At 76.6% G+C, this 26,622-nt stretch carries 28 protein-coding genes and 1 pseudogene; 11 read left to right on the top strand and 18 right to left on the bottom strand.

Annotated features, from left to right (window positions below; genetic code table 11):
• Nucleotides 1–271 (top strand): hypothetical protein (locus OO57_RS44885; RefSeq protein ID WP_199811334.1); only part of this gene is annotated, 271 nt, incomplete at its 5' end.
• A 32-nt stretch (nt 272–303) separates the two neighbouring features.
• Nucleotides 304–654, top strand: a complete 351-nt coding sequence (locus OO57_RS26530; protein WP_158715233.1) for a hypothetical protein — start codon at nt 304–306, stop codon at nt 652–654.
• 90 nt (nt 655–744) lie between these two features.
• Here OO57_RS26530 and OO57_RS26525 read toward each other — a convergent pair whose 3' ends face one another.
• The 4 genes from OO57_RS26525 to OO57_RS26510 form a co-directional block, all read right to left on the bottom strand.
• Nucleotides 745–2,214 (bottom strand): glycoside hydrolase family 6 protein, encoded by a 1,470-nt coding sequence (locus tag OO57_RS26525; protein WP_033255181.1) that lies wholly within the window; start codon nt 2,212–2,214, stop codon nt 745–747.
• Between the two features lie 339 nt (nt 2,215–2,553).
• Nucleotides 2,554–3,045 (bottom strand): hypothetical protein, encoded by a 492-nt coding sequence (locus OO57_RS26520; RefSeq protein ID WP_033255180.1) that lies wholly within the window; start codon nt 3,043–3,045, stop codon nt 2,554–2,556.
• A 59-nt stretch (nt 3,046–3,104) separates the two neighbouring features.
• A complete protein-coding gene (locus tag OO57_RS26515; RefSeq protein ID WP_051778281.1) occupies nt 3,105–3,794 on the bottom strand; it encodes an ArsR/SmtB family transcription factor in 690 nt (229 codons plus the stop codon).
• Between the two features lie 9 nt (nt 3,795–3,803).
• Nucleotides 3,804–5,003: an FAD-dependent monooxygenase gene (locus tag OO57_RS26510; protein WP_033255179.1), complete on the bottom strand. Its 1,200-nt coding sequence runs from the start codon at nt 5,001–5,003 to the stop codon at nt 3,804–3,806.
• A 108-nt stretch (nt 5,004–5,111) separates the two neighbouring features.
• On the opposite strand from OO57_RS26510, the gene OO57_RS26505 reads away from it, so the two are divergent.
• Together OO57_RS26505 and OO57_RS45985 are read left to right on the top strand one after the other, a co-directional pair.
• On the top strand, nt 5,112–5,822 hold the full coding sequence (locus OO57_RS26505; protein ID WP_033255178.1) for a TetR/AcrR family transcriptional regulator: 711 nt from the start codon (nt 5,112–5,114) through the stop codon (nt 5,820–5,822).
• Entirely contained in the window at nt 5,819–6,334 is a 516-nt protein-coding gene (locus OO57_RS45985; RefSeq protein WP_051778280.1) for a hypothetical protein, read from the top strand. The genes OO57_RS26505 and OO57_RS45985 overlap by 4 nt, the downstream gene beginning before the upstream one ends.
• Before the next feature lie 19 nt (nt 6,335–6,353).
• Here OO57_RS45985 and OO57_RS45980 read toward each other — a convergent pair.
• A pseudogene (locus OO57_RS45980) lies at nt 6,354–7,037 on the bottom strand (MFS transporter); the annotation flags it as partial.
• A 660-nt stretch (nt 7,038–7,697) separates the two neighbouring features.
• Here OO57_RS45980 and OO57_RS26490 point away from each other — a divergent pair.
• Nucleotides 7,698–8,243, top strand: a complete 546-nt coding sequence (locus OO57_RS26490) for a CGNR zinc finger domain-containing protein (RefSeq protein WP_033255176.1) — start codon at nt 7,698–7,700, stop codon at nt 8,241–8,243.
• A 448-nt stretch (nt 8,244–8,691) separates the two neighbouring features.
• Here the strand turns inward: OO57_RS26490 and OO57_RS38660 are convergent, their stop codons facing one another.
• Nucleotides 8,692–9,030 (bottom strand): hypothetical protein, encoded by a 339-nt coding sequence (locus tag OO57_RS38660; protein ID WP_199811332.1) that lies wholly within the window; start codon nt 9,028–9,030, stop codon nt 8,692–8,694.
• Nucleotides 9,031–9,233: 203 nt separating this feature from the next.
• Nucleotides 9,234–9,533, bottom strand: coding sequence for a hypothetical protein (locus OO57_RS26480; RefSeq protein WP_051778279.1), 300 nt, complete (start codon nt 9,531–9,533; stop codon nt 9,234–9,236).
• 304 nt (nt 9,534–9,837) lie between these two features.
• Here OO57_RS26480 and OO57_RS26475 point away from each other — a divergent pair, with 304 nt between their 5' ends.
• Together OO57_RS26475 and OO57_RS26470 are read left to right on the top strand one after the other, a co-directional pair.
• Nucleotides 9,838–10,626: a class I SAM-dependent methyltransferase gene (locus OO57_RS26475; RefSeq protein WP_033255175.1), complete on the top strand. Its 789-nt coding sequence runs from the start codon at nt 9,838–9,840 to the stop codon at nt 10,624–10,626.
• Nucleotides 10,627–10,810: 184 nt separating this feature from the next.
• Complete coding sequence (locus OO57_RS26470) at nt 10,811–11,623, top strand: hypothetical protein (RefSeq protein ID WP_033255174.1); 813 nt, start codon at nt 10,811–10,813, stop codon at nt 11,621–11,623.
• A 97-nt stretch (nt 11,624–11,720) separates the two neighbouring features.
• Here OO57_RS26470 and OO57_RS26465 read toward each other — a convergent pair whose 3' ends face one another.
• Nucleotides 11,721–13,370, bottom strand: a complete 1,650-nt coding sequence (locus OO57_RS26465) for an alkaline phosphatase D family protein (protein ID WP_033255173.1) — start codon at nt 13,368–13,370, stop codon at nt 11,721–11,723.
• 420 nt (nt 13,371–13,790) lie between these two features.
• Nucleotides 13,791–14,357 (bottom strand): methyltransferase domain-containing protein, encoded by a 567-nt coding sequence (locus tag OO57_RS41550; protein WP_234337512.1) that lies wholly within the window; start codon nt 14,355–14,357, stop codon nt 13,791–13,793.
• Between the two features lie 90 nt (nt 14,358–14,447).
• Here OO57_RS41550 and OO57_RS44120 point away from each other — a divergent pair, with 90 nt between their 5' ends.
• Both OO57_RS44120 and OO57_RS26455 read left to right on the top strand, forming a co-directional pair.
• Nucleotides 14,448–14,612, top strand: a complete 165-nt coding sequence (locus OO57_RS44120; protein ID WP_158715232.1) for a hypothetical protein — start codon at nt 14,448–14,450, stop codon at nt 14,610–14,612.
• Between the two features lie 71 nt (nt 14,613–14,683).
• Nucleotides 14,684–15,271, top strand: a complete 588-nt coding sequence (locus OO57_RS26455; protein ID WP_033255172.1) for a hypothetical protein — start codon at nt 14,684–14,686, stop codon at nt 15,269–15,271.
• 169 nt (nt 15,272–15,440) lie between these two features.
• Here OO57_RS26455 and OO57_RS26450 read toward each other — a convergent pair whose 3' ends face one another.
• Nucleotides 15,441–16,328: an SDR family NAD(P)-dependent oxidoreductase gene (locus OO57_RS26450; protein WP_033255171.1), complete on the bottom strand. Its 888-nt coding sequence runs from the start codon at nt 16,326–16,328 to the stop codon at nt 15,441–15,443.
• A gap of 69 nt (nt 16,329–16,397) precedes the next feature.
• On the opposite strand from OO57_RS26450, the gene OO57_RS26445 reads away from it, so the two are divergent.
• Complete coding sequence (locus tag OO57_RS26445; RefSeq protein ID WP_033255170.1) at nt 16,398–17,051, top strand: TetR family transcriptional regulator; 654 nt, start codon at nt 16,398–16,400, stop codon at nt 17,049–17,051.
• Between the two features lie 9 nt (nt 17,052–17,060).
• Here OO57_RS26445 and OO57_RS26440 read toward each other — a convergent pair whose 3' ends face one another.
• Both OO57_RS26440 and fdxA read right to left on the bottom strand, forming a co-directional pair.
• Nucleotides 17,061–17,645, bottom strand: coding sequence for an aldolase/citrate lyase family protein (locus OO57_RS26440; RefSeq protein WP_051778276.1), 585 nt, complete (start codon nt 17,643–17,645; stop codon nt 17,061–17,063).
• A gap of 277 nt (nt 17,646–17,922) precedes the next feature.
• On the bottom strand, nt 17,923–18,252 hold the full coding sequence (gene fdxA / locus OO57_RS26435; RefSeq protein WP_033255169.1) for a ferredoxin: 330 nt from the start codon (nt 18,250–18,252) through the stop codon (nt 17,923–17,925).
• 106 nt (nt 18,253–18,358) lie between these two features.
• Between fdxA and soxR the strand changes: the two genes are divergently transcribed.
• Nucleotides 18,359–18,808 carry a redox-sensitive transcriptional activator SoxR gene (soxR, locus tag OO57_RS26430; protein ID WP_033255168.1) on the top strand — a complete coding sequence of 150 codons (450 nt, stop codon included), beginning with the start codon at nt 18,359–18,361 and terminating at the stop codon, nt 18,806–18,808.
• A 47-nt stretch (nt 18,809–18,855) separates the two neighbouring features.
• Here the strand turns inward: soxR and OO57_RS26425 are convergent, their stop codons facing one another.
• The 6 genes from OO57_RS26425 to OO57_RS39825 form a co-directional block, all read right to left on the bottom strand.
• Entirely contained in the window at nt 18,856–20,100 is a 1,245-nt protein-coding gene (locus OO57_RS26425; RefSeq protein WP_033255167.1) for a beta-ketoacyl-[acyl-carrier-protein] synthase family protein, read from the bottom strand.
• Complete coding sequence (locus OO57_RS26420) at nt 20,090–20,344, bottom strand: acyl carrier protein (protein ID WP_033255166.1); 255 nt, start codon at nt 20,342–20,344, stop codon at nt 20,090–20,092. Before OO57_RS26420 ends, OO57_RS26425 begins: the two co-directional genes overlap by 11 nt.
• 27 nt (nt 20,345–20,371) lie before the next feature.
• Nucleotides 20,372–21,385 carry a beta-ketoacyl-ACP synthase 3 gene (locus tag OO57_RS26415; RefSeq protein ID WP_033255165.1) on the bottom strand — a complete coding sequence of 338 codons (1,014 nt, stop codon included), beginning with the start codon at nt 21,383–21,385 and terminating at the stop codon, nt 20,372–20,374.
• A gap of 11 nt (nt 21,386–21,396) precedes the next feature.
• On the bottom strand, nt 21,397–22,245 hold the full coding sequence (locus OO57_RS26410) for an SDR family NAD(P)-dependent oxidoreductase (RefSeq protein WP_033255164.1): 849 nt from the start codon (nt 22,243–22,245) through the stop codon (nt 21,397–21,399).
• Nucleotides 22,242–23,270 carry a 3-oxoacyl-ACP synthase III family protein gene (locus OO57_RS26405; protein ID WP_033255163.1) on the bottom strand — a complete coding sequence of 343 codons (1,029 nt, stop codon included), beginning with the start codon at nt 23,268–23,270 and terminating at the stop codon, nt 22,242–22,244. Before OO57_RS26405 ends, OO57_RS26410 begins: the two co-directional genes overlap by 4 nt.
• Before the next feature lie 289 nt (nt 23,271–23,559).
• Nucleotides 23,560–26,361: an acyltransferase domain-containing protein gene (locus OO57_RS39825; protein WP_051778275.1), complete on the bottom strand. Its 2,802-nt coding sequence runs from the start codon at nt 26,359–26,361 to the stop codon at nt 23,560–23,562.
• Nucleotides 26,362–26,622: the final 261 nt, after the last annotated feature.

Here is a 26,622-nt window from a genome sequence, read left to right as displayed (position 1 = left end):
GGCAGCAACCGTCCGACCCGCCGCCCCCACCGCCACGACCTCACCGACTCCGACTCCGACCCCCGCCCCGGCCGCCGCACCGACTCCGACCCCCACCCCGACCGCCGCACCCGCGACGCTGGTCGCCGCACCGCCCCCGGACACCCCGGCCGGGCCGGGCCCGATCGAGCCCTCCGTGTGGGCGACCGTCCTGCTCGTCACCGTCCTGCTGCCGGCCGCGCTCGCGGCCCTCGTCGGGCAGCACTTCGCCTTCTCCAGGAGGAGCCGTTGAATCCCGCTCCGTTGATCGGCGCCCTCGGGGCCATGGCCCTCGCCGTGGGCGCGCTCGCGGTGGCGCACCGGGTGCGTCCCGAGGTTCCGGAGGGTGAGCCGTTCCCGGAACCGCATCCCACGCTCGGGGCGATCGGCTCCGGGCTGCTGTCCGGGTTCACCCTGCTGACGGGTTTCCTGATCGCCACCGGCTGGGCGGCCCGCAGCACGGGCATCGTCCCGCCCGACGGCCTGTACGTCGCGGACCTCGCGGCGGGCGGCGCCGTCCTGCTGTACCCGTCGCTCGCGGGGCTGCCGTTCACGCCGCGCTACGTCACGGCGGTGTGCCTGTTCGGCCTGCTGGTCGGCTACGTGATGGTGACGGCCGTTCAGCTCCGGCCCTGAGGCGCGCTCCCGGGCGCCCCAGGGCCGGAAAAGGAGGGTGCCCCGTCGGCCCACGGGTGGGGGGTGGCCGACGGGGCTGGGGAGGATGGCTCAGGAGGTGGTGCAGGCGGCGCCGTTCAGCGTGAAGGCGCTCGGGGCGGTGTTGTTCGACCCGTAGGTGGCCTGCAGGCCGAAGCTGGTGGAGGCGCCGGCCGCCAGGGTGCCGTTGTAGCCGAGGTCGGTGGCGGTGACGGCGGTCCCGTTCTGGGTGACGGTGGCGTTCCAGGCGCTGGTGATCTTCTGGTCACCGGGGAACGTCCAGGCGAGCTTCCAGCCGGAGATCGCGCTGCTGCCGGTGTTCTTCACCGTGACGTCGGCGGTGAAGCCGCCCGTCCAGGAGTTGGCCCGGTAGGCGATCGAGCAGGACGCGTTGCCGGTCGGCGGCTGCGAGGACGCGGGCGGCGGGGAGGACGGGGGCTGGGAGGTCGGCGGCTGCGAGGTCGGCGGCTGCGAGGTCGGCGGCTGCGAGGTCGGCGGCTGGGAGGTCGGCGGCGTGCTCGGGTCGGCCGCGTTCACCGCCAGCTGGTAGGCGATGTCGGGGACGAAGGTGCCCGCCGCCGCGGCGCAGCCGTCGGCCTCGCCCGGGGGCTTGATCCACAGGTAGGCGTCGATGCCGCTGTCGTTGGTGGCGGCGGTCGGGTAGTTGCCGATCTTGCGGCCGGAGGGGTCGCACCAGGCGCTGCCCGCGGGGCCGTTGCCGTTGCGGCTGGTGTCGATGACGGCGTGCAGGTTGCCGGGGTTGCCGAGGGCGTTGAGCACGCCGTGGGCGAAGGAGACCTCGTTGGAGGTGGCGTTGAAGTTGGAGACGTTGGTGAAGAAGCCGTTCGAGTTGAGCACGCCCGCGCTGCGCAGCCGGTTGGCCTGCTCGGAGGGGGAGTTCCAGGTGGAGTGGCCGCCGTCGAGGTAGACCTTGGCGTTGGGGCTGGCCGCGTGGATGGTGTTGACGGCGCGGGCCAGCGAGGCGAAGCGGTCGTTCTGCTGCTGGGCGCTGAGGCAGGTGGTGAGCGCGATCGAGTCGGGTTCCAGCACCACGATCGAGCGCGAACTGCCGAGCCCGGCCGCGAACTTGCCGACCCAGGCGTCGTACGAGGCGAGGTCGGGGGCGCCGCCCGCGGAGGCGCCGCCGCAGTCCCGGTTGGGGATCATGTAGGCGACCAGCACCGGCACCTGGCCGGCCTGGGCGGCGGCGGAGGTGATGGTGCGGACGTCCGAGGTGACGGTGTCGGGGCGGTAGTTGGCGACCCAGATGCCCTGCGGCTGGCTGGCGATCCGCTTGGAGATCACCGGCGTCCGGGAGTCCCCGGGGTTGGCGGCGACCCACCTGACGGCCTGGGAGGTCGGGTCCTTGTAGAACTGGGTGTCGGCGGCGAGGCTGCCCTGCACGGCCGCGTCCGCGCCGCCCTGGGCGGCGGCGACCAGGCCGACGGCCGCGGTCACCGCGGCGAGGGCGAGGGCCGCGGCGCGACGGGTCGGCCGGGCGGGCGGAACGGCGGTGCGCCGGTGGGGGTCGGGGGTGTGCACGGTGTCCTCCGGGGGGTGCTCTCGGGTGGGAGAGGCGGTCGGCATCGAGGTGGGGGCATGCTGACCGGGGACGATGCGGGAACCGAAGCGTGGGAGCGCTCCCGCAGCGAACCGCGGCCGATGCTAGCGGCCCGACCGGCCCCGGCGGCAGGCCCCGCGCACCGCGAAACGCCGTCCCGGGCGCCGCGAACTCCCGTCCCGTCGAGCGCCCTTGACGGCCTTTCGCCCGGTCGAGCGGCTGTCGAACGGCCGTCGAAGGGGCCCTCCGTACACGTTGCTTCCCATTTCGGAGGGGGTCCGAAAACCCGCCGCTCCCCGGAAACTTTCACGCCGCCGGGTTCAGTCGCTCCAGCCCTCGGCCTTCCTGACCGCTGACGTGAACCGCTTCATCGCGGCTTCCAGCTTGTCGACGAACGGGGAGAGGTGCTCGTCCCGCCGACCCTCCGCCCCGAGGATCTCGAAGACCACGCCGAAGGAGACCGGCACCCTGATGCCGGTGATCGCCCCGCAGACCGCGAGGAACTCGTCCCTGACCCCGCCCGGGGCGAAGAGGTCGATCTGCTCCCGGGCGCCGACGAGCCTCGCGTCGGACTGCCTGAGGGTCTCGTCGAGGCGGCTCCACGGCTTCTCGCCCGTCGGGTACGCCATTGCGCGCACCGCATCGAGGACGACCTTGAACTCGCGGTACGCGGTGCGGTACGCATCGCGCATGCCGTCCTGGTGGCCGGAGTTCTGCGCCGCCGCGCCCATGTGCACACCGCCGTTGACCGTCCCGGCCTGGAGCGATGATCCGAAGGTGCCGCCGCTGATCCCGTTGTCCGTCGACTCCACAGCCCCACCCACGCCCTTCGCCGCTGCTCGACTCCCCTAGCGTACGGCCGGGTTCGGCCTCAGGCGGCGTCGACCGGCAGTTCGGCGAGGCGCCATTCGAGCATGCCGTCGTCGAGCCGCAGGGCGCGGCGGCCGCGGGCGCGCAGCAGGCGGACGGCGTCGTGGGCGAGGGCGCAGTAGGCGCCGCGGCAGTAGACGACGACCTCGGTGTCGGCGGGGAGTTCACCGATCCGGTCGGCGAGTTCCTCGACGGGGATGGAGAGCGCGCCGGGGATGTGCCCGGCGGCGTACTCCTCGGCGGGGCGGACGTCGAGGGTGACGACCCGTCCGGTGGCCAGCAGGGTGCGCATCTCGTCCCGGGTGAGGGTGTCGTCCTCCTCCGGGCCGAGGTAGGCGGTGCGGGCGGGGGCGACGGCGGCCTGGTGGCGGGCGGCGACGCGGCGGAGCTGGTCGTAGAGGGCGGCGACGTCGTCCCCGGCGAGGCGGTAGTGGATGCGGACGCCGTCGCGGCGGGTGGCGACGAGCCCGGCCTGCTTGAGGGTCTGCAGGTGGGCGGAGGCGGTGGTGAGGTTGAGTCCGGCGGTGCGGGCGAGGGCTTCGACGGTGCGTTCGCCCTGGGCGAGCAGGTCGAGCAGTTCGAGCCGTTTGCCGTTGGAGAGGGCCTTGCCGGTGGCGGCGAACGCCTCGTACAGCTCGCTCTTCGCGGTCCGGTCCGCCACGGCGCTCACCTCGTTCCTCGCCTGTTCCATGGAATGAGGCTACCGCTCGGCCGCACCCCGTTCCTGCGGCTCGCGGGCGGGTTCGGGCAGGTCGAGGGTGGCGGCGTCCTCCCCCAGGGCGAGCATCCGGTTGAGCAGGGCGGGCCGGCTCAGCAGGGTGTTGCGCAGCCACAGCCCGCGGGCGGTGCGCGGGGCGAGGAAGGGGCCGGTGCGGTCGCCGCCGCGCTGGCAGCGTTCGGCGTAGGGGCGGACGGTGCGCTCGTAGCGGGCGAGGGCGGCGCGGTGGTCGCCGTCGGCGCGGGCGAGTTCGGCGGCCAGGACGTACGCGGCGACCAGGGCGGTGCCGGTGCCCATGCCGCCGATGGTGGCGCCGCAGGCGGCGTCGCCGAGCAGGGCGATCCGCCCGTCGGACCAGGCGGGGACGTCGGCGCGGCTGATCGAGTCGACGTACAGGTCGCGGTCGGCGACCTCGTCGAGGGTGGCGAGCAGCTGCGGGACGGGGTGCGGCAGGTCGGCGAAGCGTGCGCGCAGCAGGGCCTTGAGCGCGGCGGGGTCGTGCCGGTCGAGGACGAGTTCGGGCGAGGCGAACAGCAGGAAGGCTCCGGCCCGTTCGGGGTCGCGGGGGTCGGCTCCGGCGGCGGCGAGCCGGCCGGGGGTGTTGGCGCCGGTGGTTCCGACGGGCAGGCCGAGGCGGTTGGCGAAGGGCCAGGTGGCGGCGTAGTAGCCGAGGTGGCGGACGTACTGCCGTTCGGGGCCGAAGGCGAGGGCGCGGACGCGGGAGTGCAGGCCGTCGGCGCCGACCACCAGGTCGAAGCGGCGGTCGGGCCCGTGCCGGAAGGCGACGTCGACGCCGTCGGCGTCCTGCCGCAGGGCGGTGACGGTGTCGCCGAACAGGTACTCGGTGCCGGGGGCGCTGTGCCGGTGCAGCAGGCGGACGAGTTCGCCGCGCCGGATCTCCACCTCGCCCCCGGCGAACTCGGCGGGCAGGTGCAGCCGGGTGCGGCCGCGCAGGTCGGTGAAGGTCATCGGGGTGCCGCCGGTCTGCCGTTCGCGCAGGTCGTCCAGCAGGCCCATCCGGCGCAGCACGGTCAGGTGGGTGGGTCCGCGGAAGTCGACGGCCTGCCCGCCGGCCCGCAGGGCGGGGGCGAGTTCGACCACGGTGGGCCGGTGCCCGTACCGGGCGAGCCAGTGCGCGAGCGCGGGGCCGCCGATGCCGGCGCCGGAGATCAGGATCCGCACGGGGGTTCCTCTCCCTTAATTGCGTCCAGTGGACACAGTTCGATGCTGTGTACGGTAGACGCAGTTCTGGGCCGCGCACAAGGCCGGCCGGTGGCAGGAGGAGGGGCCGTGACCGAACCGCACCCGGCGCTGCGGCTGCTGTGGGAACCGCCCGCCCGCCCGACCAGGGGGCCGAAACCGGGCCTCACCCTGGAGTCGATCGCCCGCGCCGGGATCGAGATCGCGGACGCCGAGGGCCTGGCCGCGCTCTCCATGCAGCGGGTCGCGGGGCTGCTCGGCCACACCAAGATGGCGCTGTACCGCTACGTCCCGGGCAAGGCCGAACTCGTCGCCCTGATGGTCGAGCACGCCGCGGGCGACCCCCCGCCCCCGAGCGACGCCCCCTGGCGCGAACAGCTCACCGACTGGACGCACCGGATGTCCGCCGTCCTCACCGCCCGCCCCTGGCTGCTGGACGCCCTCGCCGCCCCCCGCCCCACCGGCCCGCGCGAACTCGCCTGGCTGGAGAGCGTGGTGGCCGCCCTCGACGGCCACGGCCTGTCCGGCGCCGAACGCATGGACGCCGCCGTCCTGCTCATCGGCCACGTCCGCACCCTCGCCGCCCAGCACCGCCAGTCCGCCACCGGCTCCCCCGAGGCCGAACTCCTGCACGCCCTGGTGCCGTTGATCCACACCCACGCCACCCGCTACCCCGCCCTGGCCGCCGCCCTCGCCGAACCCCCCGAGGGCCGCGACAACGCCTTCGACTTCGGCCTGGCCCGCATCCTCGACGGCCTCGCCGCCCTGATCGACCGGCGCACCGGGGCCCCCGCCCGATGACCCCCGCCGTGGCCGAACTCGCCGCACTGACCCGCTGGACCCGCCGCCGGGCCACCGCCACCGACTGGCTCCCCGTCGAACGGCGCCTCGGCCTGCCCGTCCCCGCCTCCTTCAAGGAGCTCGCGGAGACCTTCGGCCCCGGCGAGTTCAGCCGGTACCTGCTGGTCCACGGACCCGGCGACGAGCGGACGCCCCACTCGCTCGCCCGCGCACGGGCCGCCTGGTTCTCCCCCGCCGCCGCCGACCTGCTGCACCCCTACCCGCCGCCCGGCGAACCGGGCGGCCCGGTCCCGTGGGGCGGCACCTGCCACGGCGACACCTTCTTCTGGCTCCCCGGTGCGGCGCGCCCGGACACCTGGCCGGTCCTCGCCCTGAGCGAGACCGCCGACTGGCACCGCTTCGACCTGACCGTCCCGGAGTTCGTCCTCGAGGCGATCCGCCCCGACGGCACCGTCGCCCCCTTCGCGGTCGGCGACCTCGTCCCGCCGTCCTTCCTCCCGGCCGCCCCCTGACGCCGGGTCGGCTCCGCGCGCCGGGTCGGCTCCGCGCGCCGCGCCCGAGCGCGGTGTACAGCAGTGCGGCCGCCAGTTGCAGCGCGGCGATGCCGAGCAGGTACCGGGGCGCGGTGGCGGCCGTGGCCGTTCCGGCGAGGGCGGAGCCGACCGCGGCGGCGGACACCTTCAGCCCGGCTCCCAGCGTGAACACCTGCGCCAGCCGGTGCGGCGGGGAGTGGGCGGCGCGGATCCGCAGCGTCGCCGTCAGGACGAGGCCGTCGCACGCGCCCGCCACCGCGAAGCAGCCGACCGCCACCGGCAGCACCGGCACCGCCGCCGCCACCGCGAGCCCGGCGCCCGTTCCCACCAGGCCGGCCACGGCCAGCCGTCGCGGCGCCGCCCGCGCCCACGGCCGGGTGAGCAGCAGCGTCCCGGCCAGCGCACCGAGTGCGAACGCGGTCAGCAGCAGGCCGCCCGCGCTCGCCCGGCCCAGGTGCCCGGCGAGCAGGACACCCGTCGCGGTCAGCCCGCCGAGGCCGAGGAAGGCCAGGCAGGTGGCCGCGGTGACGGCCCGCAGTTCGGGCCGCCCCCACACTGTCCGCAGCCCCTCCGCCAGTTCCCGGCGCAGCCGACCGGGCGGCGGCCCGCCGAGGGGCGCGATCGGTGGCAGCAGGGTGGTCAGGACGGCCGCGCACCCGGCGGCGGCCGCCAGCACCGGCATCGCGGCGGCCGGGGAGCCGAAGGCGGCGAGCAGCGCGACGAGTCCGGGCCCGGCCACGGCGGCGGCGTTGTACGTCACCGCGTCCCACGCCTGTGCCCGCGCCCGCCCCGCTTCCCCCCGCCCCGCTTCCCCCCGCTCCGCCTTCCCCTCCACCTGCTCTGCCTTCCCCTCCGCCCTCCCCTCCACCTGCGCCCCGCCCGACGGCAGCCGGGTGAGCAGGGCGGAGAGTCCGCCGGAGACGACGGGCCCGCAGCAGCCGCCGAGCGCGGCGACGGCGAGGACGAGCGGGAGCGGGAGGCGGCCGAGGGCGGCGGCGAGGACGGCCACGGCCGCGGCGAGGACGCCGAGCGCGGCGGCGTGCAGGAGCCGGGGGCGGTGGGTGCGGGCGGCGAGGGCTCCGGCCGGCGGTGCGGCCAGCACGTGCGGGGCCGTCCAGGCCGCGAGCACGAACGCGCCGGATGCCGCGCTGCCCGTGCGGTGCAGGGCGAGCAGGACCATCGCCACGGCGGCGCCCTCGTCGGCCAGCCGGGCGAGGAACGCGACGAGCGTGTAGCGCAGCAGCATTCCGGCACCCCCCGTAACGGCTTACCATCAAAAGGCGTTACCCGGGCGGAACGCAAGCCCCCCGCCCGCCGGAACCGGCCCCAGGAAGGCACCTGCATGAGCAGCCGCGGCTTCAGCACCGCCCAGCGCGCGATCGACCTGGCGAACGCCGTCCGTGCCCACCCCGAACTGCCCCGCGAGGTGGCGACGGCGCTGCTGGTGCGCCACGGCGAGCGTCCGCAGGAGCTGGCGCCGGACGGGTTCTCCGCCGCCGACCTGCGCGAACTGCGGGACGCCGCCCGGCGGATGGCCGACCTGCTCGCCGAGCCGGATCCGGACCTGGCGGCGGCCGCCCTGAACGCGGTCCTGGCCGAGCACGCCGTGGCGCCCCGGCTGTCCCGGCACGGCGGCCACTCCTGGCACCTGCACGCGGACCGCGAGGACGCCGGCTGGGGCGAGTGGTTCCTGGCGTCGAGCGCCCTGGCTCTGGCCCACCTGCTGACCGAGCACGGCCGCCCGCCCTGGGGCGAGTGCGCGGCCACCGGCTGCCGCACCCTCCACCTGCACACCGGCCCCGGCAGCCCGCGCCGCTACTGCTCCCCCACCTGCGCCTCCCGCACCCGGGTGGCCGCCCACCGCCGCCGAGGCGGGGTCAGCCCGTGACGGGCGTCAGGTCGTGGATCAGGAAGTGCAGTTGGGTGTCCTCCCCGTGCTCCGCCCACAACGCATCGGCGTCCAGGACGGCGGCGACGACGAGTTCGGCGTGACGGGCGGAGCCGGGCCCGGGCGGCCGGGAGCGGGGACCGGCCGCCCGTCCCGCAGGACCGCCGGACCGCCGGACCTACCGGCCAGGTCCCGGGTACTTGCCCGACGACGGCCCGCTTCCCGAGCCGGAGTCCGGCGGTCAGGACTGGCGGCCGCGCGGGGCGGCGCGGTGGCGGCCGCGGCGGGCCGGGGTGCGGGTCGCGGTGACGGCCGCGGCGACGATCAGGGGGGTGAGCAGCAGGGCCATGGTGAGGGTCATCGTGGTGCCTCCGGGTGTCCGGGTGGTCCGGTTCCTGCTGGTGCGGTTACCCGTGCCCGGCTCGGTCATGTGCTCGGATCGCCCGGGTCACCCGCCCGGACCGCGCCCCGGCCCGGATCCCGCCCGTTCGGTCGTCCACCGTTGGGAGGTCTTCCCGGGCCGACGATCCGTCAATCTGCTCCGCAGGGGGCGCTCGGGCAGCACGATCGGCGCGCCCCCGCGCGGGTGCGCCAGGACTTCGACGGGGTGGCGGTAGACCCGGGTGAGCCGGTCGGCGTCCAGGACGTCGCAGGTGGGGCCGGTGGCGACGGTGCGTCCGGCGTCCAGCAGGGCGATCCGGTCGGCGGGCGCGGCGGCGAGGGTGAGGTCGTGCAGGACGACGACCACGCCGCACCCGGCGGCGGCACGTTCCCGGGCGATCCGCAACACGAGTTCCTGGTGGTGCAGGCCGAGCGCGGCGGCGGGGTCGTCGAGCGGCAGCGGCGCGGTGTCCCGGGCGAGGATCCGGGCCAGGGCGACCCGGGCGCGTTCGCCGCCGCTCCTCCGGCGCCGCCGAGTAGGGCCGCCCGGAACCGCGTCGGGCCCGTACGGAAGCTCCGTACGGGCCCGACGGCGCGCCCGGCGGAGGCTCAGCGTCCGCCCGCCAGCACGGCCAGTTCGCGCAGGCGGGTGAAGTAGTCGGCGGCCTCGGGGTCGTCGGCGAGTTCGGGCAGGATCCGGTGGACGGTCGCTATGCCGGTGCGCAGGGCCGCTCTGCGGCGTTCGTCCAGCGGGCCGGTCAACGCGGCGGACACGCAGCCGGCCAGATGGCTGTCTAGCAGCACCAGGTCCTCGCCGGCGGGCGAGCGCCGGTAGCAGCTCTGCGGGAAGGGCAGGTCGAGGAACCCCTGCCAGAGGGTGGCCAGCTGGTCATCGTGCGTGTCGCTCATGCGGACGATGATGCCCGAGCCCCCGGCCGCCGCGTCACCCGCCCCGGCCCCTTCCTGCGGGTACGACGAGGCCCGGCGCGGGGAAGGTTCCCGGGCCGGGCCTCGCGGCGGCGACCGGACGCCCGGGCGCTCAGCGGGCACCGCCCGCCGAGCTCGCCGAATACCGCGCCGTCGAGGACGAAGGCGCGCTCGCACCCCTCGGCGGCCCGGCGGCGCTCGACCTCGTCCGGCAGGTCGCCCATGCCTGCCGGGAAGATCCCACGGGCCGTTAAATCCCTCGGCGCACCGGCTCCGACGTGCTTGGATGCTCGTCATGGACCGATCGACGCACCGAACGTTCGACGCCCTGGTCGACGAAGCCGCGGCCGCCCCCGTCGAGGGGTGGGACTTCGGCTGGCTCGACGGCCGGGCCACCGAGCAGCGCCCCTCCTGGGGGTACCAGCGGCTGCTGGGCGAGCGGCTCGCGGCCGCCTCCGCGGCGCTGGACGTGCAGACCGGCGGCGGCGAGGTGCTCGCGGGCGCGGGCGCGGCGAACTTCCCGCCGACCCTGGCGGCGACCGAGGGCTGGCCGCCGAACGCCGCCCGGGCGACCCGGCTGCTGCACCCGCTGGGCGCCCTCCTGGTCGCCTCGCCGCAGGACGCGCCGCTGCCGTTCGCGGACGGCGCCTTCGACCTGGTGACCAGCCGCCACCCGGCCCGGGTGGACTTCCCGGAGATCGCCCGGGTGCTGGCCCCCGGCGGCACCTACTTCGCGCAGCACGTGGGCGGGCGCACCAACGTCGAGCTCAGCGCGTTCCTCCTCGGGCCGTTCGCCGTGCCCACCGCCCGCGAGCACGAGGTGGAGGCCGCGCAGGCCCGGGCGGCGGGGCTGGAGGTGGTGCAGTGCCGCAACGAGCGGCTGCGCCTGGAGTTCTCCGACGTCGGCGCGGTGGTCTGGTTCCTGCGCAAGGTGGTCTGGACGGTGCCGGACTTCACGGTCGACCGCTACCGCGGGCGGCTGCGCGACCTGCACGAGCGGATCGAGCGCGAGGGCCCGTTCGTCTCCACCATGTCCCGCACCCTCTTCGAGGCCCGCAAGCCCGCCCGCCCCTGACCGCCCCTCCCGCTCCCCCCTTCCCGCCCTTCCCCCTCCCGCTCTTCCCCTTCCGCCGCTCGGCGCAAGCCGTCACCCGCACCGGCGAACCGCCGGATCGCCGGGGTGCGAACCGGCTATGCATCCCGCCGGAACACCCGGACGGGCAGGACCCACGGGCAGGGCAAGCGGGAGGCGGTCGCGGATGGCACGGGGAACGGCGGACGGGCGCACCGAGCTGGACCGCAAGGGCGGGCCGGGGCACACGGTGCTGCTGGCGCTGCTCGCGGCGGTTCCGCTGGTGAAGATCGCCTGGACGGTCGGCGGCGGCTCGCACACCCGCGAGGTGGTCACCACCATGGGCGTGCCGAACCTCGGCGAGGTGCTGGTCGGCATGGTGACGACCCGTCCGCTGCTGGGTTCCCTGGTCGCGGTGGTGACCTCCCGGGTGGTGTTCGCCCTGTTCGCGGCCCGCGGCGCCGTCCCGAGCGGGCGCTCGGCGGGCGCGGCGGCCCGGACGGTGGCGCTGACGCTGGTGAACCCGCTGGCGATGGGCGTGCTGTGCTGGGTGTTCTACGGGCCGTGGTGGGGGCTGGCGGTGGCGCTGGCCTCGCTGCTGCTGCGGCAGGGTCTGGTCCAGGAGTACCGCGCGGGCCGCCGCCCCCGCCCGCCCGGCCACCCGCACGACGACGCCCCGGCCGGGCGCCCGGCCGCCGCCGCACCGGCGCCGTGGCGGCTGCGGCTGGTGGCGGCCGAGCAGTGGGCGGCGCTGCTGCTGACGGTGCTGGTCCTGCCGGTGACCGCGTTCGCGGCCGCGCTGGACGGGCTGGACTGGGACACCGTCCTGCGCTGCGAGGTCGCCGTCGGCACGCGCAGCGAGCCGTCCCGGCTGATCGAACTGCACCGCGAGGGCAACGGCGTGGTCGGCTGGGACCTGCACGCCCAGGAGGTCGTCAACGGGCTGGGCTGCGTGAAGGAGGAGTCCCTGCGGGTCCGCCCGGCCTGGTGGAACTCCTGAGCGGAACGGTCCCTCGGACGGCTCCTCCGGCGGCGGCACTCATGGTGGCCTCCTCTCGGCGGGCTCCTCTCGGCGGGGGCCGGTCAGGCGGGGCCGGTCAGGCGGGGTGGACGCCCGGGTTGCCCGCTTCGGTGACGAAGGAGCCTGCGGAGATGACCTTGCCGTCGGGGCGGGTGACGCGGTCGATGGCGTGGAAGTCGGCGCGGGTGGCGGTCCGGTCCAGGGTGACCACGGTGTAGCCGCGGCGGCCGTCGTAGAACTTCATGTGCGGGTTCAGGGCCCGCAGTCCGGCCCAGTTGGCGGGGCGGACGGAGCCGTCGCGCTCGGTGGTGATCGAGCTGCAGACGAACTCCGCGCCGACGGTGCGCGAGCCGGGGTCGTCGAAGTTCCGTTTGACGTCGAAGGCGTGGGCGACGTGGGCGTCGCCGGTGAGCAGCACCAGGTTCCGGTTCCCGCCCGCCTGGTCGACGGCGGTCAGGAAGCGTTCGCGGGCGGCGGGGTAGGCGTCCCAGGCGTCCCTGGAGAGCACGGGGGCCGAGCCGCGGGTGCCGAACGCGCAGCGGGAGAAGACGACTTGCTGGGGCACCACGTTCCAGCGGGCGTCGGAGTCGCGCAGGCCGTCGGCGAACCAGCGTTCCTGGGTGGCACCCATCAGGGTGCGGCGGGGGTCGCGGGCCTCGGGGGTCAGCGGGAGGCGCCAGCCGGTGCCGAGCTGGGCGTCGCGGTACTGGCGGGTGTCGAGGATGTCGAACTGGGCCAGGCGCCCGTAGCGGACGCGCCGGTAGAGGGTGAGGCCGGACGCGTCGGGCTGCGGCAGGCGCAGCGGCTGGTTCTCCCAGTAGGCGCGGTAGGCGGCTGCCCGGCGGACCAGCGACTCGGTGGTGCCGGAGTAGTCGTTGTGCACCTCGTGGTCGTCCCAGGTGACGAACCAGGGGTGGGCGTGGTGGGCGGCCTGCAGGTCGGGGTCGGTCTTGTGGAGGCTGTAGCGCAGCCGGTAGTCGGCGAGCGTCCGGGGTTCGCGGTTGTGCGCGGCGGGGAGGGTGCGGTCGGTGTACCTGCGGTGGCCGCCGACGGCGCTGACGGGGTTCTCGTAGATGTAGTCGCCGACGTGGAAGAGCGCCTCCACGTCCTGGGCGGCGGCGTGCCGCAGCAGGGTGTAGTAGCCGTCGGCGTAGTTCTGGCAGGACACCAGGGCCAGCCGCATCCGGGCCGGGTCGGCGTCGCGGGCGGGCAGCGTGCGGGTGCGGCCGACGGGGCTGCGCCAGCGGCCGACGGTGAACCGGTACCAGTACTCGCGCCCGGCGCCGAGGCCGCGGGCGTCCACGTGCACGGCGTGGTTGAACTCGGCGTGCGCGTAGGCGGATCCGCGGCGCTGGAGGTGGCGGAAGCGCTCGTCCCGGGCGATCTCCCAGGTGACCCGGTAGGAGCCGGTGGCGGGCATGCCGGAGCCGGGTTCGAGCGGGCGGGTGGCGAGCCTGGTCCACAGCACGACGGCGTCGGGCAGCGGGTCGCCGGAGGCCACGCCGAGGGTGAACGGGTCCTCGGTGAGCGTCTCGGGCGGGAGTTCGTCGGCGGGGCGCGGCTCGTCGTCCTCCTGCCCGGCGCGGCTCTGGTCGCCGGGCAGGCCGAAGCTGAAGGCGAGCGCGGCGACGGCCGAGGTGACGGTGAGGAAGCGGCGCCGGTCCAGTCGGCCGGCGGCGGCGCGCAGCAGCCGGTCGGGGTCCCCCGGCGGGGTCTGGCGGGTCATCCGTGCTGGGCCTCTCGCTGTTCGTCGGACGCGGGCGGGGTGTGCCCGTCCGTCCGCGCCGCGACCGCCCCGCGCTCCGGCCGCCGACGGGGCGGCGGTTGCCGCGCCCGCACCGGCCGGGCGGCGTCCGGCCCCCCGGTTCCGCGCCCGTCCTGCTCCCCCGTGCTGCTTCGTCCGCGGCTCGCGCCGCGGCCCCGATCCTACTGCCCGTCAGCCGCCCGCCCCGACGGGGGCGCGGGGCCGGACGCGGCGGGCGCGGACACCCGTCCCTACGCTCCGCGGTCACCCGTCCCTCCGTTCCGCGGTGACCACGAACACGGTGACGGAGGCCAGGAACGGTCCGCGCGCCAGGTGGTCGAGCCAGTCGCGGGCCTGGTCGCGGGTCAGGTACCCGGCGGTGACGGCGCGTTCGGTGTTGCGCTACAGGCCGAGCACCCGGTCGGCTTCGCGGACGTCGCGGAAGAGCGGGGTGACGGGGACGACGGAGCGCACGGTGAGGCCGGACTCCGCGGCGAGCCGGGGCGGTTGGCGTCCGATCAGCGGGTTGCGGACGATCCGGTCGGCCAGGTGGCGGGTGTAGGCGCGGGCGGCGGCGGGGTCGGGGTGGTCGACGGCGAGGGTGTCCCAGTCGGGTTCGGCGGCGACCAGGCGGCCGCCGGGGCGCAGCACGCGGCGGGCTTCGGCGAGGGCGGCGGCCGGGTCGGCGAGGTGCTGGAGCAGCCGGTCGGTGCGGATCCGGTCGGTGTCGGCATCGGCGAGCGGGAGGCGGTGGACGTCGGCCCGCAGCACGGCGGTGCGCGGCAGGCCGGCGGCGCGTTCGGCGGCCCGGCGGACCATCTGCGGGTCGTGGTCGACGCCCAGGACGCGGCCGCGGGCGAGGGCGGCGCGGGCGAGGGCGGCGCGGGCGAGGGCGGCGCGGGCGAGGGCGGCGCGGGCGGCGCCGGTGCCGCAGCCCTGCCCGCCCTCGCCCGCTGCGCCCCGCTGCACGCCTCGCTGCGCGCGCTGCGCACGCTGCGCACGGGTCGGCTGCGCCGCCGTCTGGCCGGGGCCGAACTGCCCCGGCACATCGGGCTGATCATGGCCGACGCGGCCCACGCGGTCCTCACCGCCCCGGCCGCCGGGACCACCGGCCGCTGCCACATCGACGAGGAGGTGCTGCGCGCGGCGGGCGTCACCGGGTTCGACGTCTACCGCGCCGACCCGGCGAGCACCGAGCCGCTGCGCCGCGACATCTTCCTGTAGGCCCGTAGGCCGCGCGGGCCCCGGCGGGAAATCCGGTCGACGCCCGGACCCCGGCCGGGAAGGATGGCGGGATGCCCGAGACCCGCCCCGCCGGTGCGGACGGCGCGGTCCCGCGCAAGCTGGACCGCGCCGTCCGCACCGGGCACCTCGTCCGCCTCCACCGCTCCCTCCCCGGCGCCGACCCGGTCGAGGGCTTCGTCGTCGCGACGAACCCGGCGTGGACGCTGCTGGCGCCCTGCCGGGACGTCCTGCTCGACGGCTTCACCGCCGTCCGGACGCCCGACGTCGCCCGGGTGAAACGCGTCGGCGACGAGGGCTCGCTGACCGTCCGGGCGCTGCGGCGGCGCGGGCAGTGGCCGGTGCAGGAGCCGGGGGTGTCCTGCGGCGACCTGCGCGAACTGCTGGTGGCCGCCTCCGCGCGGTACGGCCTGGTGGTGCTGGAGTTCGAGCACCGGGACCCCGGCGCGAGCTGGATCGGCTCGGTGCTGGGCCTGGGCCGCCGGACGGTGCGGCTGCGCGAGGTGGACACCCGGGCCCGCTGGCACGACGGGCCGTCGAAGTTCCGGCTGGCGGAGATCACCCGGGTCTCCTTCGCGGGCCGCTACGACCAGGCCCTCCTGGAGTTCGCCGGTCCGCGCCCGGCCGGTCCGGAGTCCTGAGACGCCGACCCCCGCCGCCGACGGAGCGGGGGCGGGGACAGGGGCGGGGACGGGGCGGGGCCGGGACCGGGCGAGTCGCGCGGAAGCAGGCACCGGGCCGGGGCCGGTCCGTGACCGCACCGCACCGCACCGCACCACGCGGAGCGGATGCCTGGTCGGCGGCCGGGGCTCAGGCCGCCCGGGGCGGCAGCTCCACCGGGTAGGGCGCGGCGAAGTCGGCCGAGCGGCTGACCTCCTCCCAGGCGCCGGCCTCCTCCAGCTGGCGGCGGGAGTAGTCGAGCGCCATGGTCACCGCGTCGGCGCCGAGCAGCAGGTGGCCCGGGGCGTCGCCGCGGCGGACGGCCCGCACGATGGTCTCCGCGGCCCGCACCGGGTCGCCGGCGGCGCCGGGCCCGCCCTGGCGGACCCGGCGGTTCATCGCGCCGACGGTCTGCTCGTAGGGCTCGGGGACGGGGTGGACGGTCATGGAGTCGCCCGCCCAGTCGGTGGCGAAGCCGCTCGGTTCGACGACGGTGAACCGGATGCCGAACGGGGTGGTCTCCGCCGCCAGCGACCGGGTGAAGCCGTCGACGGCGAACTTGGCGGCCTGGTAGGAGGCGATGCCCGGGGAGCCGCCGACCCGCCCGCCGATCGAGGAGAACTGGACGACGGTGCCCGAGCCCTGGCGGCGCAGGACGGGCAGCGCGGCCTTGGTGACGTGGTAGACGCCCCAGAAGTTGGTCTCGAACTGGGCGCGGAAGTCGGCGTCGTCGGCGCTCTCCACCGGCGACACGTTGGCGTACCCGGCGTTGTTCACCAGGACGTCGATGCGCCCGAAGCGGGCGAGTGCGGCGTCCACGGCCGCGCGGGCCCGGCCGGGGTCGGTGACGTCCAGCGGCAGGGTGAGCACCCGGTCGCCGTGGGCGGCCAGTTCCGCGCGGAGGGCTTCGGGGCGGCGGGCGGTGGCGACGACGAGGTCTCCCGCGTCGAGGGCGGCGGTGACCAGGGCGCGGCCGATGCCGCGGGAGGAGCCGGTGACGAACCAGACCTGCTGGGCGTTGTGCGTGTCTTCGCTCATGCCATTAGTACAACACCGTTCTCTTAATAACACAACACCGTTCTCTTAGCTCTCCCTATGATGGGGCTCATGAGTCAGCCAGCCTTCCGACGGGCCCGCAGCACCGAGGCCAAGCAGGCGCGGGAGACCGCGATCCTGGACGCGGCCCGGGAGCTCGGCCGGGGCCGCGGCGTCCGCGACGTCTCCCTGACCGACATCGCCGCCGAGGTCGGCATGCACAAGTCCGCGCTGCTGCGCTACTTCGAGACGCGCGAGCAGATCTTCCTCGAACTCACCGCGCAGGGCTGGCGGGAGTGGTCCGCGGCGCTACGCGCCGACCTGGGGGCCCGGGCCGCCGCCACGCCCGCCGAGGTCGCCGGGGCCTTCGCCGCGACGCTGGCGGCCCGCCCGGTGTTCTGCGACCTGCTCGCGCAGGCCCCGCTCAACCTGGAGCGCAACGTCTCGCTGGAGGCGGTGCGCGCGTTCAAGCTCCTCACCCTGCACGAAGTGGCGCTGATCGGTGAGGAGTTGGGCCGCCTGCTCGGCCTGGACGAGGCGCAGGTGCTCGACACGGTGGCCACCGCCACCGGCATGGCCGGCGCCCTGTGGCAGATCGCCAGCCCCGGCCCCCGTCTGCGGGAGCTCTACACCGGCGACCCGCGCCTCGCGCACGCCGTCGTCGAGGTCGAGCCCCGCCTGCACCGCGTCCTCACCGCGCTGCTGACGGGGCTGCGCACCCCGTAGGGACGCGGTTCACTCCGCCGCGCGCTCCAGCAGCGCCGCGGCCCGCAGGTAGACGGGGCGGTCGACCATGGCGCCGTCCAGGCCGACCGCACCCAGGCCGGCGCGTTCGCCCGCCTGGTACGCCTCGACCACCCGGCGGGCCTGTTCGACCTCGGCTGGCTGCGGGGCGAACTCCCGTTTGGTGAGGGCCACTTGGTCGGGGTGAATGCAGTACTTGCCGCGGAAGCCGAGGGCGCGGACGTGCCGGGCCTGGGCGGTGAAGAGCTCGGCGTCCCGGTAGTCGGACTCCGGGCCGTCCATCGCGCCGATCCCGGCCGCCGCGGCGGCGGCCGCCAGCCGGGCCCGCGGGTACTCCAGCTCCGTCGCCCCGCGGGGGCGCTCGATGCCCGTCGAGGCGGCGTAGTCCTCCGCGCCGAGCGAGACGGCGGCCAGCCGTGGGACGGCCCGGCAGGTCTCCTCGACCCGGGTGAGGCCCGCGGCGGACGCCGGGGCGGCGGTGGCCACCGCCAGGGCGGGCAGGACGGCCGCGCAGCCGATCAGGGCTCGGGTGGACCTCCGGCACAGCGCCGCGCCGATTCGCGTACCGAGGTGCATGAGGGCTCCTTCGAGGGTCCGCCGGGTCCCGCAGCGAGGGAGCTGCATGGGGGGTGGTCCCGGCGGTTGCCCCCATCGTCGGGAGCCGCGCGGATGCCCGACAGGCTTCGACCGCAGCTCTGTTCGTCCGGCACAACCGGTCGGCGGCGCATTGTGCCCGCGACCACGCACCGGCCCGCCGCCGACGGTCCCGGGGCGAACGCGACCGCCCCGCCGCACTGTCCGGGGACGGACGGCGCGACGGGGCGGTGACGAGGTCGGGTCGGGTCGGGAGTGTCTACGGCGTCCGGTGCGCGGCGGGCGGGAGGGCGGCGACCGTCGGGTGGTCCTTGGGGACCGGGCCCAGCTGGGCGCTGCCGCCCGGGTGGCCCAGGTCGTCGAAGAACTCGGCGTTGGCCGCGGCGAACGGCCGCCACTTCTCCGGGAGGTCGTCCTCGTAGTAGATGGCCTCTACCGGGCAGACCGGTTCGCAGGCGCCGCAGTCGGTGCACTCACCGGGGTGGATGTAGAGCATCCGTTCGCCCTCGTAGAGGCAGTCGAAGGGGCACTCCTGGATGCAGGCCTGGTCCTTGACGTCCACGCAGGGCAGGGCGATCACGAAGGTCATCGGGCTGTCGTCCTCTCGGTCCGGTGCTGCTCGCCGCTCTGGCACGGGTGACCGTAGGGCCTCAAGTAAGGTTGAGGTCAACGGGAGCAGGCAGCGGAGGCCACGGATGACGACCCACCCGCCCGCGGCGGACGACTGGCTGCCGATCGGCGAGGTCAGCGCGCGGACGGGCACGGCGGTGTCCGCGCTGCGGTTCTACGAGGAGCTGGGCCTGATCGCCTCCGGGCGCGACGGCCGGGGCCACCGCCGCTACGCCCGGCACATGCTGCGCCGGATCGCGCTGGTCTCGGTGGCGAAGCGGATCGGCATCCCGCTGCAGGACCTGCGCGAGGCCTTCGCCGACGTGCCGCTCGACCGGCCGCCCAGCCACCAGGAGTGGCAGCGGGCCTCGCGCGGCTGGAAGCGCCGTCTGGAGGAGCGGCGGCGGACCATCGAGCGCCTGGAGGCGGAGCTGACGGGCTGCATCGGCTGCGGCTGCCTGTCGATGAAGGCCTGTGCGCTGCTCAACCCGGGCGACAGCCTCGCCGAGGACGGCTCCGGCCCGCGCCGCCTGTAGCGGGCGGCGGCGGGGCGGCGGCACCTGCGGCGGGGGGTGGCGGGGCGTCAGCGGCGCAGGACGAGCACGGCGTTGTGGCCGCCGAAGCCCAGCGAGTGGCTGAGCGCCAGCCGCGGGCCGTGGTGGCGGGGCGCGCCGGCGACCAGGTCGATCCCGGCGGTGCCGGGGTCGGGGGCGTCGTGGTTGGCGGTGGGCGGGACGGTGCCGGTGCGCAGGGTGCGGACGGTGAGGGCGGCCTCGATGGCGCCGGCCGCGCCCATGGTGTGGCCGAGGGCGCCCTTGGCGGAGGTGACGCTGGGCGGGGTGCGGGGGTAGAGGTCGCGGATCGCGGCGGCTTCGACCCGGTCGCCCTGCGGGGTGCCGGTGCCGTGCGCGTTGACGTGCTCGACCTCGCCGGGTGCGGCGTCCGCGGCCCGCAGGGCGAGGGCGACGGCCCGGCGCAGGCCGCGGCCGTCCGGGGCGGGGGCGGTGGGGTGGTGGGCGTCGGAGGTGGCGGCCCAGCCGGCGAGGTGGGCCAGGGCGGGGGCGCGGCGGGCGGCGGCGTCGGCGGCGCGTTCCAGCACCAGGACGCCCGCGCCCTCGCCGAGGACGAAGCCGTCGCGGTCCCGGTCGAAGGGCCGGGAGGCGGTGGCGGGTCGGTCGGTGCGCCGGGAGAGCGCGCCGGTGCGGGCGAACGCGGCGGCGCACAGCGGGGTGGCCATCGCGTCGGTGCCGCCCGCCACGGCGAGGTCGCAGGCGCCGGTGGCGAGCAGCAGGGCGGCGTGCGCGATCGCGGTGGCGCCGGAGGCGCAGGCGGTGGAGGTGTGCAGGGCGGGGCCGGTGGTGCGCAGGGCGAGGGCGAGGTGCGCGGCGGCGGACAGGTTGGGCAGGTAGCCGGTGAGGGTGAGCGGGGAGAGCGCGCCGGGCCCGTGTTCCAGGAGCCGGCGGTGGGCGTGCTCCAGGACGGCGACGCCGCCCGCCGCGGAGCCGATCACCACGGCGACGCGCTCCGGTTCCCAGTCGGGGTCCCGTTCGCCGAAGGCCGCGATCCCGGCTTCCCGCAGGGCTTCCCGGGCGGCCGTCAGCAGGTAGCGGGTGGAGCGGTCCAGTCGCCAGCCCTGCCGGACGGGGGCGTCCTCGGGGTGCGGCGGGCGGCAGCTGATCGGGGCGGGGCCGCCGGGGCCGCTGTCCAGGCCGGGGTCGTGCCGGGCGGTGCCGCGGCCCTCGCACAGGGTGCGCCAGGTGGTGTCCGCGTCCCCGCCCGCGGCGGTGACCAGCCCGGTGCCGGTGACCACGATCCGGTCAGTCGCCACCGGGTCGCCGCCCGTCCAGCAGCTTCCGTACGTCGTCGACGAGTTGACCGACCGTGGTGTCGGCGTCGGCGGCTTCGGCGTCCAGCGGGACGCCCCACTCCTCCTGGAGGGTGACGTACAGCTCGACGATGGACAGCGAGTCGAGGTCGAGTTCCCGGAAGCTGACCCGGTCGGTGACCTGTTCGGCGGGGACGTCGAACTTCTCGGTGAGGACGGCGGCGATGCGTGCGGTGACCTGGTCCACGGGAGGTCTCCTCCTGGTACGGGGGTGTCAGGGCAGGGTGCGGCGGACGGGGGTGGCGGCGGGCCAGGTCAGGGCGACGGACGCCCAGGTCAGGCCGCCGCCGAAGGCGGTGAGCAGGGTGGGGGTGCCGGGGGCGAGGGCGCGCTGCGGGCCGTCGTCGGCGAGCACCAGCGGGATGGACGCGGCGGCGGTGTTGCCGAGCTCGCGCAGGTTGCCGAAGCGGACGGCGGGCGGCAGGCCGAGCCGGTCGGCGACCGAGTCGAGGATCCGCTGGTTGGCCTGGTGGGCGACGAACGCGCCCAGGTCGGCGGGCCGCCACCCGGCCGCGGCCAGCGCCCGCCCGGCGGAGTCGGTGAGGTGCCGGACGGCCTGCCCGTAGACGGAGCGGCCCCGCATCCGGAACCAGTGCGCGTCCGGGTCCTGCCGCTGCCGGTCGGGCTGCCGGGAGCCGCCCGCGGCGACGGTGATCAGGGCGGCCCCGCCGCCGTCGCTGCCCAGGTCGGCGGCGCGCAGGGCGCCGGGCGCGCCGTCCTCGGCGGCGGCCAGCAGGACGGCTCCGGCGCCGTCGCCGAACAGGGCGGCGGTGTCGCGGTCGGCGGGGTCGACGATGGTGGAGTAGGTGTCGGCGCCGATCACCAGCGGGCGGCGGCAGGCCCCGGCCCGCACCAGCGCGTCGGCGGTGGCCAGGGCGTACAGGAAGCCGGAGCAGACCGCGGCCAGGTCGAGGGCGGGGACGCGCGGCAGGCCGAGCCGGTGGGCGACGGCGGGGGCGGTGGCGGGGCAGGGGTGGTCGGGGGTGGTGGTGGCGAGCAGCACGAAGTCCGGTGCGGCGTCGGCGGATTCGATGGCGGCGGCCGCGGCGTACACGGCCAGGTCGCCGGTGGCGGTGCCGGGCGCGGCGCGGCGGCGGCGGTGGATGCCGGTGCGGCGGCGGATCCACTCGTCGCTGCTGTCGAGGCGTCCCTCGGCGATCACCTCCTCGTTGTCGACGCTGCGGGCGGGCAGGCAGGAGCCGATCCCGACGACGGCCGTGCGGGGCATCCGGTACCTCCTCAGGCCTGGAGCGGGGAGGGCGGCTTGGGGATGCCCGCCAGCCCGCCGTCGGGGACGGTCAGCCCGCCGTCCAGCACCAGGGCCTGCGCGGTGAGCAACGCGGAGGCGGGCGAGGCCAGGAACAGCACCGCCCCGGCGACGTCCTCGGGGGCGCCCCAGCGGCCCTGCGGGACGTGCGCCATCAGCCACTGCGAGAGCGGCTGCGCGCCGGACGCGAAGCCGGTCATGTCGGTGGTGATCCAGCCGGGGCAGACCGCGTTCACCCGGATGCCCTCGCGGGCCCAGCCGACGCCCAGGCTGCGGGCCAGCGAGATCTGCGCGGCCTTCGTCGCGGCGTACGCGTCCAGCAGCGGGGTGCCCATCACCCCGGACGCCGAGGACATCAGGATCAGCGAGGCCCGGTCGGACGCGGCCAGGTGCGGGTGCGCGGCCCGGCAGATCTCGGCGGTGGCGTTCAGGTTGACCGCGACCACGTACTCCCAGTCCTGCTGCGTGGAGTGCTGGAACGGCACCAGGACGGGGCTGCCGTCCGGCGCGCTGGGCAGCACCCCGGCGTTGTGCAGCAGCACGTCGAGGCCGCCGAGCGCCGCGGCCGCCCGGTCCACCAGCCCGCCCGGCGCGCCCGGTTCGGCCAGGTCCGCGGCCAGCGGCACCGCCCGCACCCCGTGCGCCTCGGCCTCCTCGGCGACCTGGCGCAGCGCGGCCTCCGTCCGGGCGCTCAGCACCAGGTCGCTCCCGGCCGCGGCCAGCGCCAGCGCGCAGGCCCGGCCGATGCCCCGCGAGGCCCCGGTGACCAGGGTGCGGGCGCCGTCCAGCCGGAACGCCCCCGGCAGCGTGCTGTTGCTCATGACAGTGCTTCCTTCCGTTCGCCGTGGACTGCCGCGGGGGCCGCGGACCAGCGCAGCAGGGCGCTGCCCCAGGTCATCCCGGCCCCGAAGACGGTCAGCAGGATCAGGTCGCCGGGTTGCAGCCGCCCCTCGGCGTGCGCGGTGGCCAGTGCGTACGGGGCGCTGGCCGCGCCGATGTTGCCCACCAGGTCGCCGACCACGGTCATCCGGTCCGCGAGGCCCGCCTCGGCGGCGAGCCGGCGCAGCAGGACGGGGTTGGGCTGGTGGGTGATCACGTGGTCGATGTCGTCGACGGTCAGGCCGTGCCGCTCCAGCGTCCCGTGCAGCATCCGCGGGAACGCGTCCCGGATGAACCGGCTGACCGTCCGCCCGTCCATCCGGATCCGGTGCGCGCCCTCCGCGAGGGTCTCCCGGGTCGCCGGGCGGCGGCTGCCCCCGGCCGGGATCAGCACCCGGTCGGCGAGCGTGCCGTCCGAGCCGAGCCGGAACCCGCCCAGTCCGCCGGGCGGTTCGACCGGTCCCAGCACGGTGGCCGCGGCCCCGTCCGCGAACAGCACGGCGGTGGCCCGGTCCGCCGGGTCGAGGAACTTCGAGTACGCCTCCACCCCGACCACCACCGCGAGCATCGGCCCGTCCGCCTCGCGCAGCCAGTCGTGCGCGACCTTCACCCCGAACAGCCAGCCCGAGCAGGCCGCCGCCACGTCCAGCGCGACGGCGTTGCCCGCCCCCACCAGGGCCTGCACCCGGCACGCGGTGGCCGGGCCCAGCTCGTCCGGCGTCGACGTCGCGCACACCAGCAGCCCGACCTGCCCCGCCGTCACTCCCGCCGAGGCCAGCGCCCGGCGGACGGCCTGCGCCGCGAGGTCCGAGGCCGCCTCGTCGACGCCCGCGACGTGGCGCCGCCGCACGCCGGTCCGCTCGGCGATCCACTCCGCGGTCACCCCGACCGCCGCCGCGACCTCCCCGTTGCCCCGCACCCGCACCGGCACGTACCGGCCGGTGCCCCACACGCCCACTGCGTTCACGACGAACTCCTTTCCTGTGCAGCCGATTCGGGAGAAAAAAGGGCCCGGCGAGAACAGCGAGAACCACATCAGGGGCCCGGGGAACGGCGGGGCCGGGGCTGCTGCGGGTGCACTGCCGGTGCGTGCGGTGGCTTCGGGTTCTGTTCAGGCGGCCCGAAGCAGCACGGACTTTCCGATGGGCTCCGGCCGTCAGCAGCACGGACCCGCCGTTCCCCGGGCCCCTGACGGGGCCACTGCGCAGCTCGGACCCGCCGTGCCCCGGGCCCCTGGTTCCCCCCGGGCCGTCTGCCTAGACGATCTCGTCGGGGAAGGCGAAGGCCCGTTCCACCCGGTCCAGGTGCGGCAGCAGCCGGTCGTAGCCGCGTTCGAGGGCGTTCTCCAGGCCGGCGAGTTCGCCCGGGGTGAGGGTGCGGTGGCGGAGCAGGGGCCCGGCGAGCCGGTCGGCGGCGCGGAGGGCGGCGAGGTGGGCGAGGGCGGTGGTGGCCTCGTCCGGGGGGAGGGTGGCGAGGGCGCGCGGGAGGTCCTCGGCGGCGAGGCGGGCCGCGTACGTGGCGCCGAGTTCCGCGGCCCGGTCGAGCAGCGGGTTCCAGGTCTCGAAGGGGGTCGCACCGCCGCCCGGGGGCCGGGTGGTGGCCCGGCGCAGCCAGTTGGTCAGGGTGTGCTGGTGGCGGGCCAGGACGGCGGGCCACCAGCCGGGGTCGGCGAGGTCGGTGGTCAGCGGCGGGGGCCCGCCGGGGGCCGTCTCGTCGAGCAGGGCGCGCCCGAGGTCGTAGCGGATGAGCCGGCTGTCGCCGCCCGCCGGGTCGAAGGAGCGGGCGAAGCCGTGGTACCCGGCGAGGCGGTTGCCGTCGGCGAGTCCGGCGTGGCCGCAGCGGCGCTGGCAGTCGGCGACGATCCGTTCGGCCTCGTCGGCGCAGTGCGCCTTGTACGCGGAGAGGGGGCGGCTGACGGCGGCCCAGGGGGCGAAGCCGCTCTCGGCTCCGGCGGTGTCGGACTCCCGTGCGGCGGCGAGGAGTTCGCGGGCCCGGGCGGCGGCGCAGCTGAGCGCGAAGGCGTCGGCGAGGGCGCCGAGCAGGGCGCGCTGCTGGCTGCGGTGGGCGAGCAGGGGGGTGCCGGGGGCGAGGGCGGCGCGGGTCTCGCGGTGGCGGGAGTGCCGGACGGCGAGGACCGCGGACTGGCGGGCGAGCGCGGCCAGCGCGGTGGGCAGGACGCCCCACAGGTCCTGGCCGACGGCGAGGGTGCGGCGCAGCCGGTCGGCGGGGGTGCGGGGGTCGTGCAGGCGGCCGTGCCCGTCGAGGTCGGCGTCGTCGCGCAGCCAGTGCGCCTCGGGGACGCGGACGCCGTCGAAGCGGACGCGGTGGTAGCTGAGCGGGAGGGCGCCGACCGGGACGGGCGGGGAGAGGGTGACGCCGGGGCGGGGCCCGTCGTGGTCGGCGAGCTCGACCAGGAAGGCGAACACGCCGCCCTCGCGTCCGGCCGCGTCCACCGCGCGGGCGATCACCACGGCGCCGCGCGGCCCGGGGTACTGGGGGACGCCGCCGAACTTGGCGTCCGCCCCCTCGGGCGTCCGCAGCACGAACTCCCTTTCCCCGGGCTGGAATTCGGCGACCGTCCCGGCTCCGAGGTGGCTGCTGGCGCGGCCGGCCTCGGTGACCAGGTAGCCGATCCGCAGCGCACCGGCGTCCACGGCGTCCAGCTCCGACCGGACGCGCTCGGGGCCACCGGCCAGGCGCAGCAGCGATCCCTGCCCGAGGACGCCCTGGGTGACCACCGTCATGCCGAGCCGGGGGTCGGCGACGGTGGCCCAGGCCAGGGCGGCGGCCAGCGCGTCGGCGTCGGCGTGCAGTTCGGCGGCGGCGGGCAGGGCCCGCAGCAGGGCGCGCAGGCGGCGGTACAGGTAGGGCTCGCGTTCGGAGGGGGCCTCGGCGACGCGGTACGGGTGCCGGGCCAGGGCGCGGTGCAGGCGGGGCAGGTAGCCGGGGTGGTGGCGACCGTGCAGCAGCTCCTCCAGCGTCCTGCCCGGCTCCCTCGGCTCCCCCTGCTCCCTCGACTCCTCCGACTCCCTCGACTCCCTCGGCTCCCCCGGCTCCCTCGGCTCCGTTTCCTTCGTCTCGCGCGGCTCCTGCTCCACCGTGATTCCCCTTGTTGTCCTCGGAGTTGGCGTGTCGTCGGCGGCGGTTCCCGACACCCGGGCGCCGGTGCCGCGCAGGCAGTCCGCGGCGTTGCGACCGAGCGCGCTGCCGGGGCCCGCCTCGTGGTAGTCGGTGTGGCCGTGGGCGGCGAGCAGGGCGAGGATCCGGGGCAGGTGGGCGGGGCGGACCAGGCAGTCGGCGGCCCGGGCGGCCAGGTCCTCGGCGGGGGCGTAGCGGCGTCCGGCGACGGCCGAGTAGACGGGGACGGCGGGCGGGCGGATCGGTGGGCCGTTGCGCAGGAGCGTTTCGAACTGCTGTCGCTGCGCGCCGAGTTCGGGGTGGTGCGAGCCGAACGGGAGGTGCAGCCGGACGGCGGTGAGGCCCTGTTCGGCGGCGAGCCGTTCGACGGCGGCCAGCTGCTCGGGCGGGCCGCCGAGCACGCACTCGCGGGGGCCGTTGACGCACCCGACCACCACCCGTCCGCCCCCGGCCCGGGCGGCCAGCCGTCCGGCCCGCTCCTCCCCGCAGCCGATCAGCGCCAGCGCACCGGGGGCACCGGCCAGCACCCGGGCCAGGCCGTACGCGGCGCTCGCCCCGGCGCCGACCGTCCAGGCCCCGGCGGCGGTCAGTGCGGCGAGTTCGCCGAAGCTGACGGCCAGCAGCGCGTCGGGCGGACCGTGCCGTTCGGCCAGCACCCGCTGCCAGGCCACCGCCGCGCCGTACTGGGCGAGTTGCGGCAGGCCGACCGACCCCTGCGCCAACTCCCGCCCGCCGGGCGGACGTTCACCGAGCAGCAGGTCGGCCGGCGACGGCAGCGGGCCGATCTCGGCGGTGGCGTCGATCTCCTCGTAGACGGCCAGCAGTGCGCGGCGCAGCGCGGCGTCCCGGGCGGCGGCCCGGTGGAGCACTTGCACGGGGAAGTCCCCCTGGCCGGGGAACATGTGGACCGACACGGGCATGACTGCACGCTCCCGCAGCAGCGAGGGGATCGATCAGGGACGGGCCGCACTGCCCCCGACTGCGCGCCGACTCCCCCCGGGCGCGGCCGGTGTTCGGCCCGCCACCACAGTGCCCAATCAGTACGTCCACCATCCAGTCACATGACCAGTGAATATGTTGAAAGTTTCGCCGAAGTTGAACGTTCACCCGAAACCCGGGCCACCGTCTGTCACCCGTCGCCCGCCCCCGCTCCTGCAGCCACCCCGCTACGACCTCGGCCA

It is taken from the genome of Kitasatospora phosalacinea (genome assembly GCF_000717185.1).
GTDB classification, from domain to species: Bacteria; Actinomycetota; Actinomycetes; order Streptomycetales; family Streptomycetaceae; genus Kitasatospora; species Kitasatospora phosalacinea_A.
The sequence above is the reverse complement of the archived record's forward strand: the minus strand, read 5'-3'. Positions and strand labels throughout refer to the sequence as shown.

Coding starts and splice junctions, on each gene's coding strand:
- OO57_RS26530 (WP_158715233.1), top strand. CDS start 304: ATGGCCCTCGCCGTGGGCGCGCTCGCGGTGGCGCACCGGGTGCGTCCC.
- OO57_RS26515 (WP_051778281.1), bottom strand. CDS start 3,794: ATGGAACAGGCGAGGAACGAGGTGAGCGCCGTGGCGGACCGGACCGCG.
- OO57_RS45985 (WP_051778280.1), top strand. CDS start 5,819: ATGACCCCCGCCGTGGCCGAACTCGCCGCACTGACCCGCTGGACCCGC.
- OO57_RS26490 (WP_033255176.1), top strand. CDS start 7,698: ATGAGCAGCCGCGGCTTCAGCACCGCCCAGCGCGCGATCGACCTGGCG.
- OO57_RS26480 (WP_051778279.1), bottom strand. CDS start 9,533: ATGAGCGACACGCACGATGACCAGCTGGCCACCCTCTGGCAGGGGTTC.
- OO57_RS26475 (WP_033255175.1), top strand. CDS start 9,838: ATGCTCGTCATGGACCGATCGACGCACCGAACGTTCGACGCCCTGGTC.
- OO57_RS26470 (WP_033255174.1), top strand. CDS start 10,811: ATGGCACGGGGAACGGCGGACGGGCGCACCGAGCTGGACCGCAAGGGC.
- OO57_RS26465 (WP_033255173.1), bottom strand. CDS start 13,370: ATGACCCGCCAGACCCCGCCGGGGGACCCCGACCGGCTGCTGCGCGCC.
- OO57_RS44120 (WP_158715232.1), top strand. CDS start 14,448: ATGGCCGACGCGGCCCACGCGGTCCTCACCGCCCCGGCCGCCGGGACC.
- OO57_RS26455 (WP_033255172.1), top strand. CDS start 14,684: ATGCCCGAGACCCGCCCCGCCGGTGCGGACGGCGCGGTCCCGCGCAAG.
- OO57_RS26450 (WP_033255171.1), bottom strand. CDS start 16,328: ATGAGCGAAGACACGCACAACGCCCAGCAGGTCTGGTTCGTCACCGGC.
- OO57_RS26445 (WP_033255170.1), top strand. CDS start 16,398: ATGAGTCAGCCAGCCTTCCGACGGGCCCGCAGCACCGAGGCCAAGCAG.
- OO57_RS26440 (WP_051778276.1), bottom strand. CDS start 17,645: ATGCACCTCGGTACGCGAATCGGCGCGGCGCTGTGCCGGAGGTCCACC.
- fdxA (WP_033255169.1), bottom strand. CDS start 18,252: ATGACCTTCGTGATCGCCCTGCCCTGCGTGGACGTCAAGGACCAGGCC.
- soxR (WP_033255168.1), top strand. CDS start 18,359: ATGACGACCCACCCGCCCGCGGCGGACGACTGGCTGCCGATCGGCGAG.
- OO57_RS26415 (WP_033255165.1), bottom strand. CDS start 21,385: ATGCCCCGCACGGCCGTCGTCGGGATCGGCTCCTGCCTGCCCGCCCGC.
- OO57_RS26410 (WP_033255164.1), bottom strand. CDS start 22,245: ATGAGCAACAGCACGCTGCCGGGGGCGTTCCGGCTGGACGGCGCCCGC.
- OO57_RS39825 (WP_051778275.1), bottom strand. CDS start 26,361: ATGCCCGTGTCGGTCCACATGTTCCCCGGCCAGGGGGACTTCCCCGTG.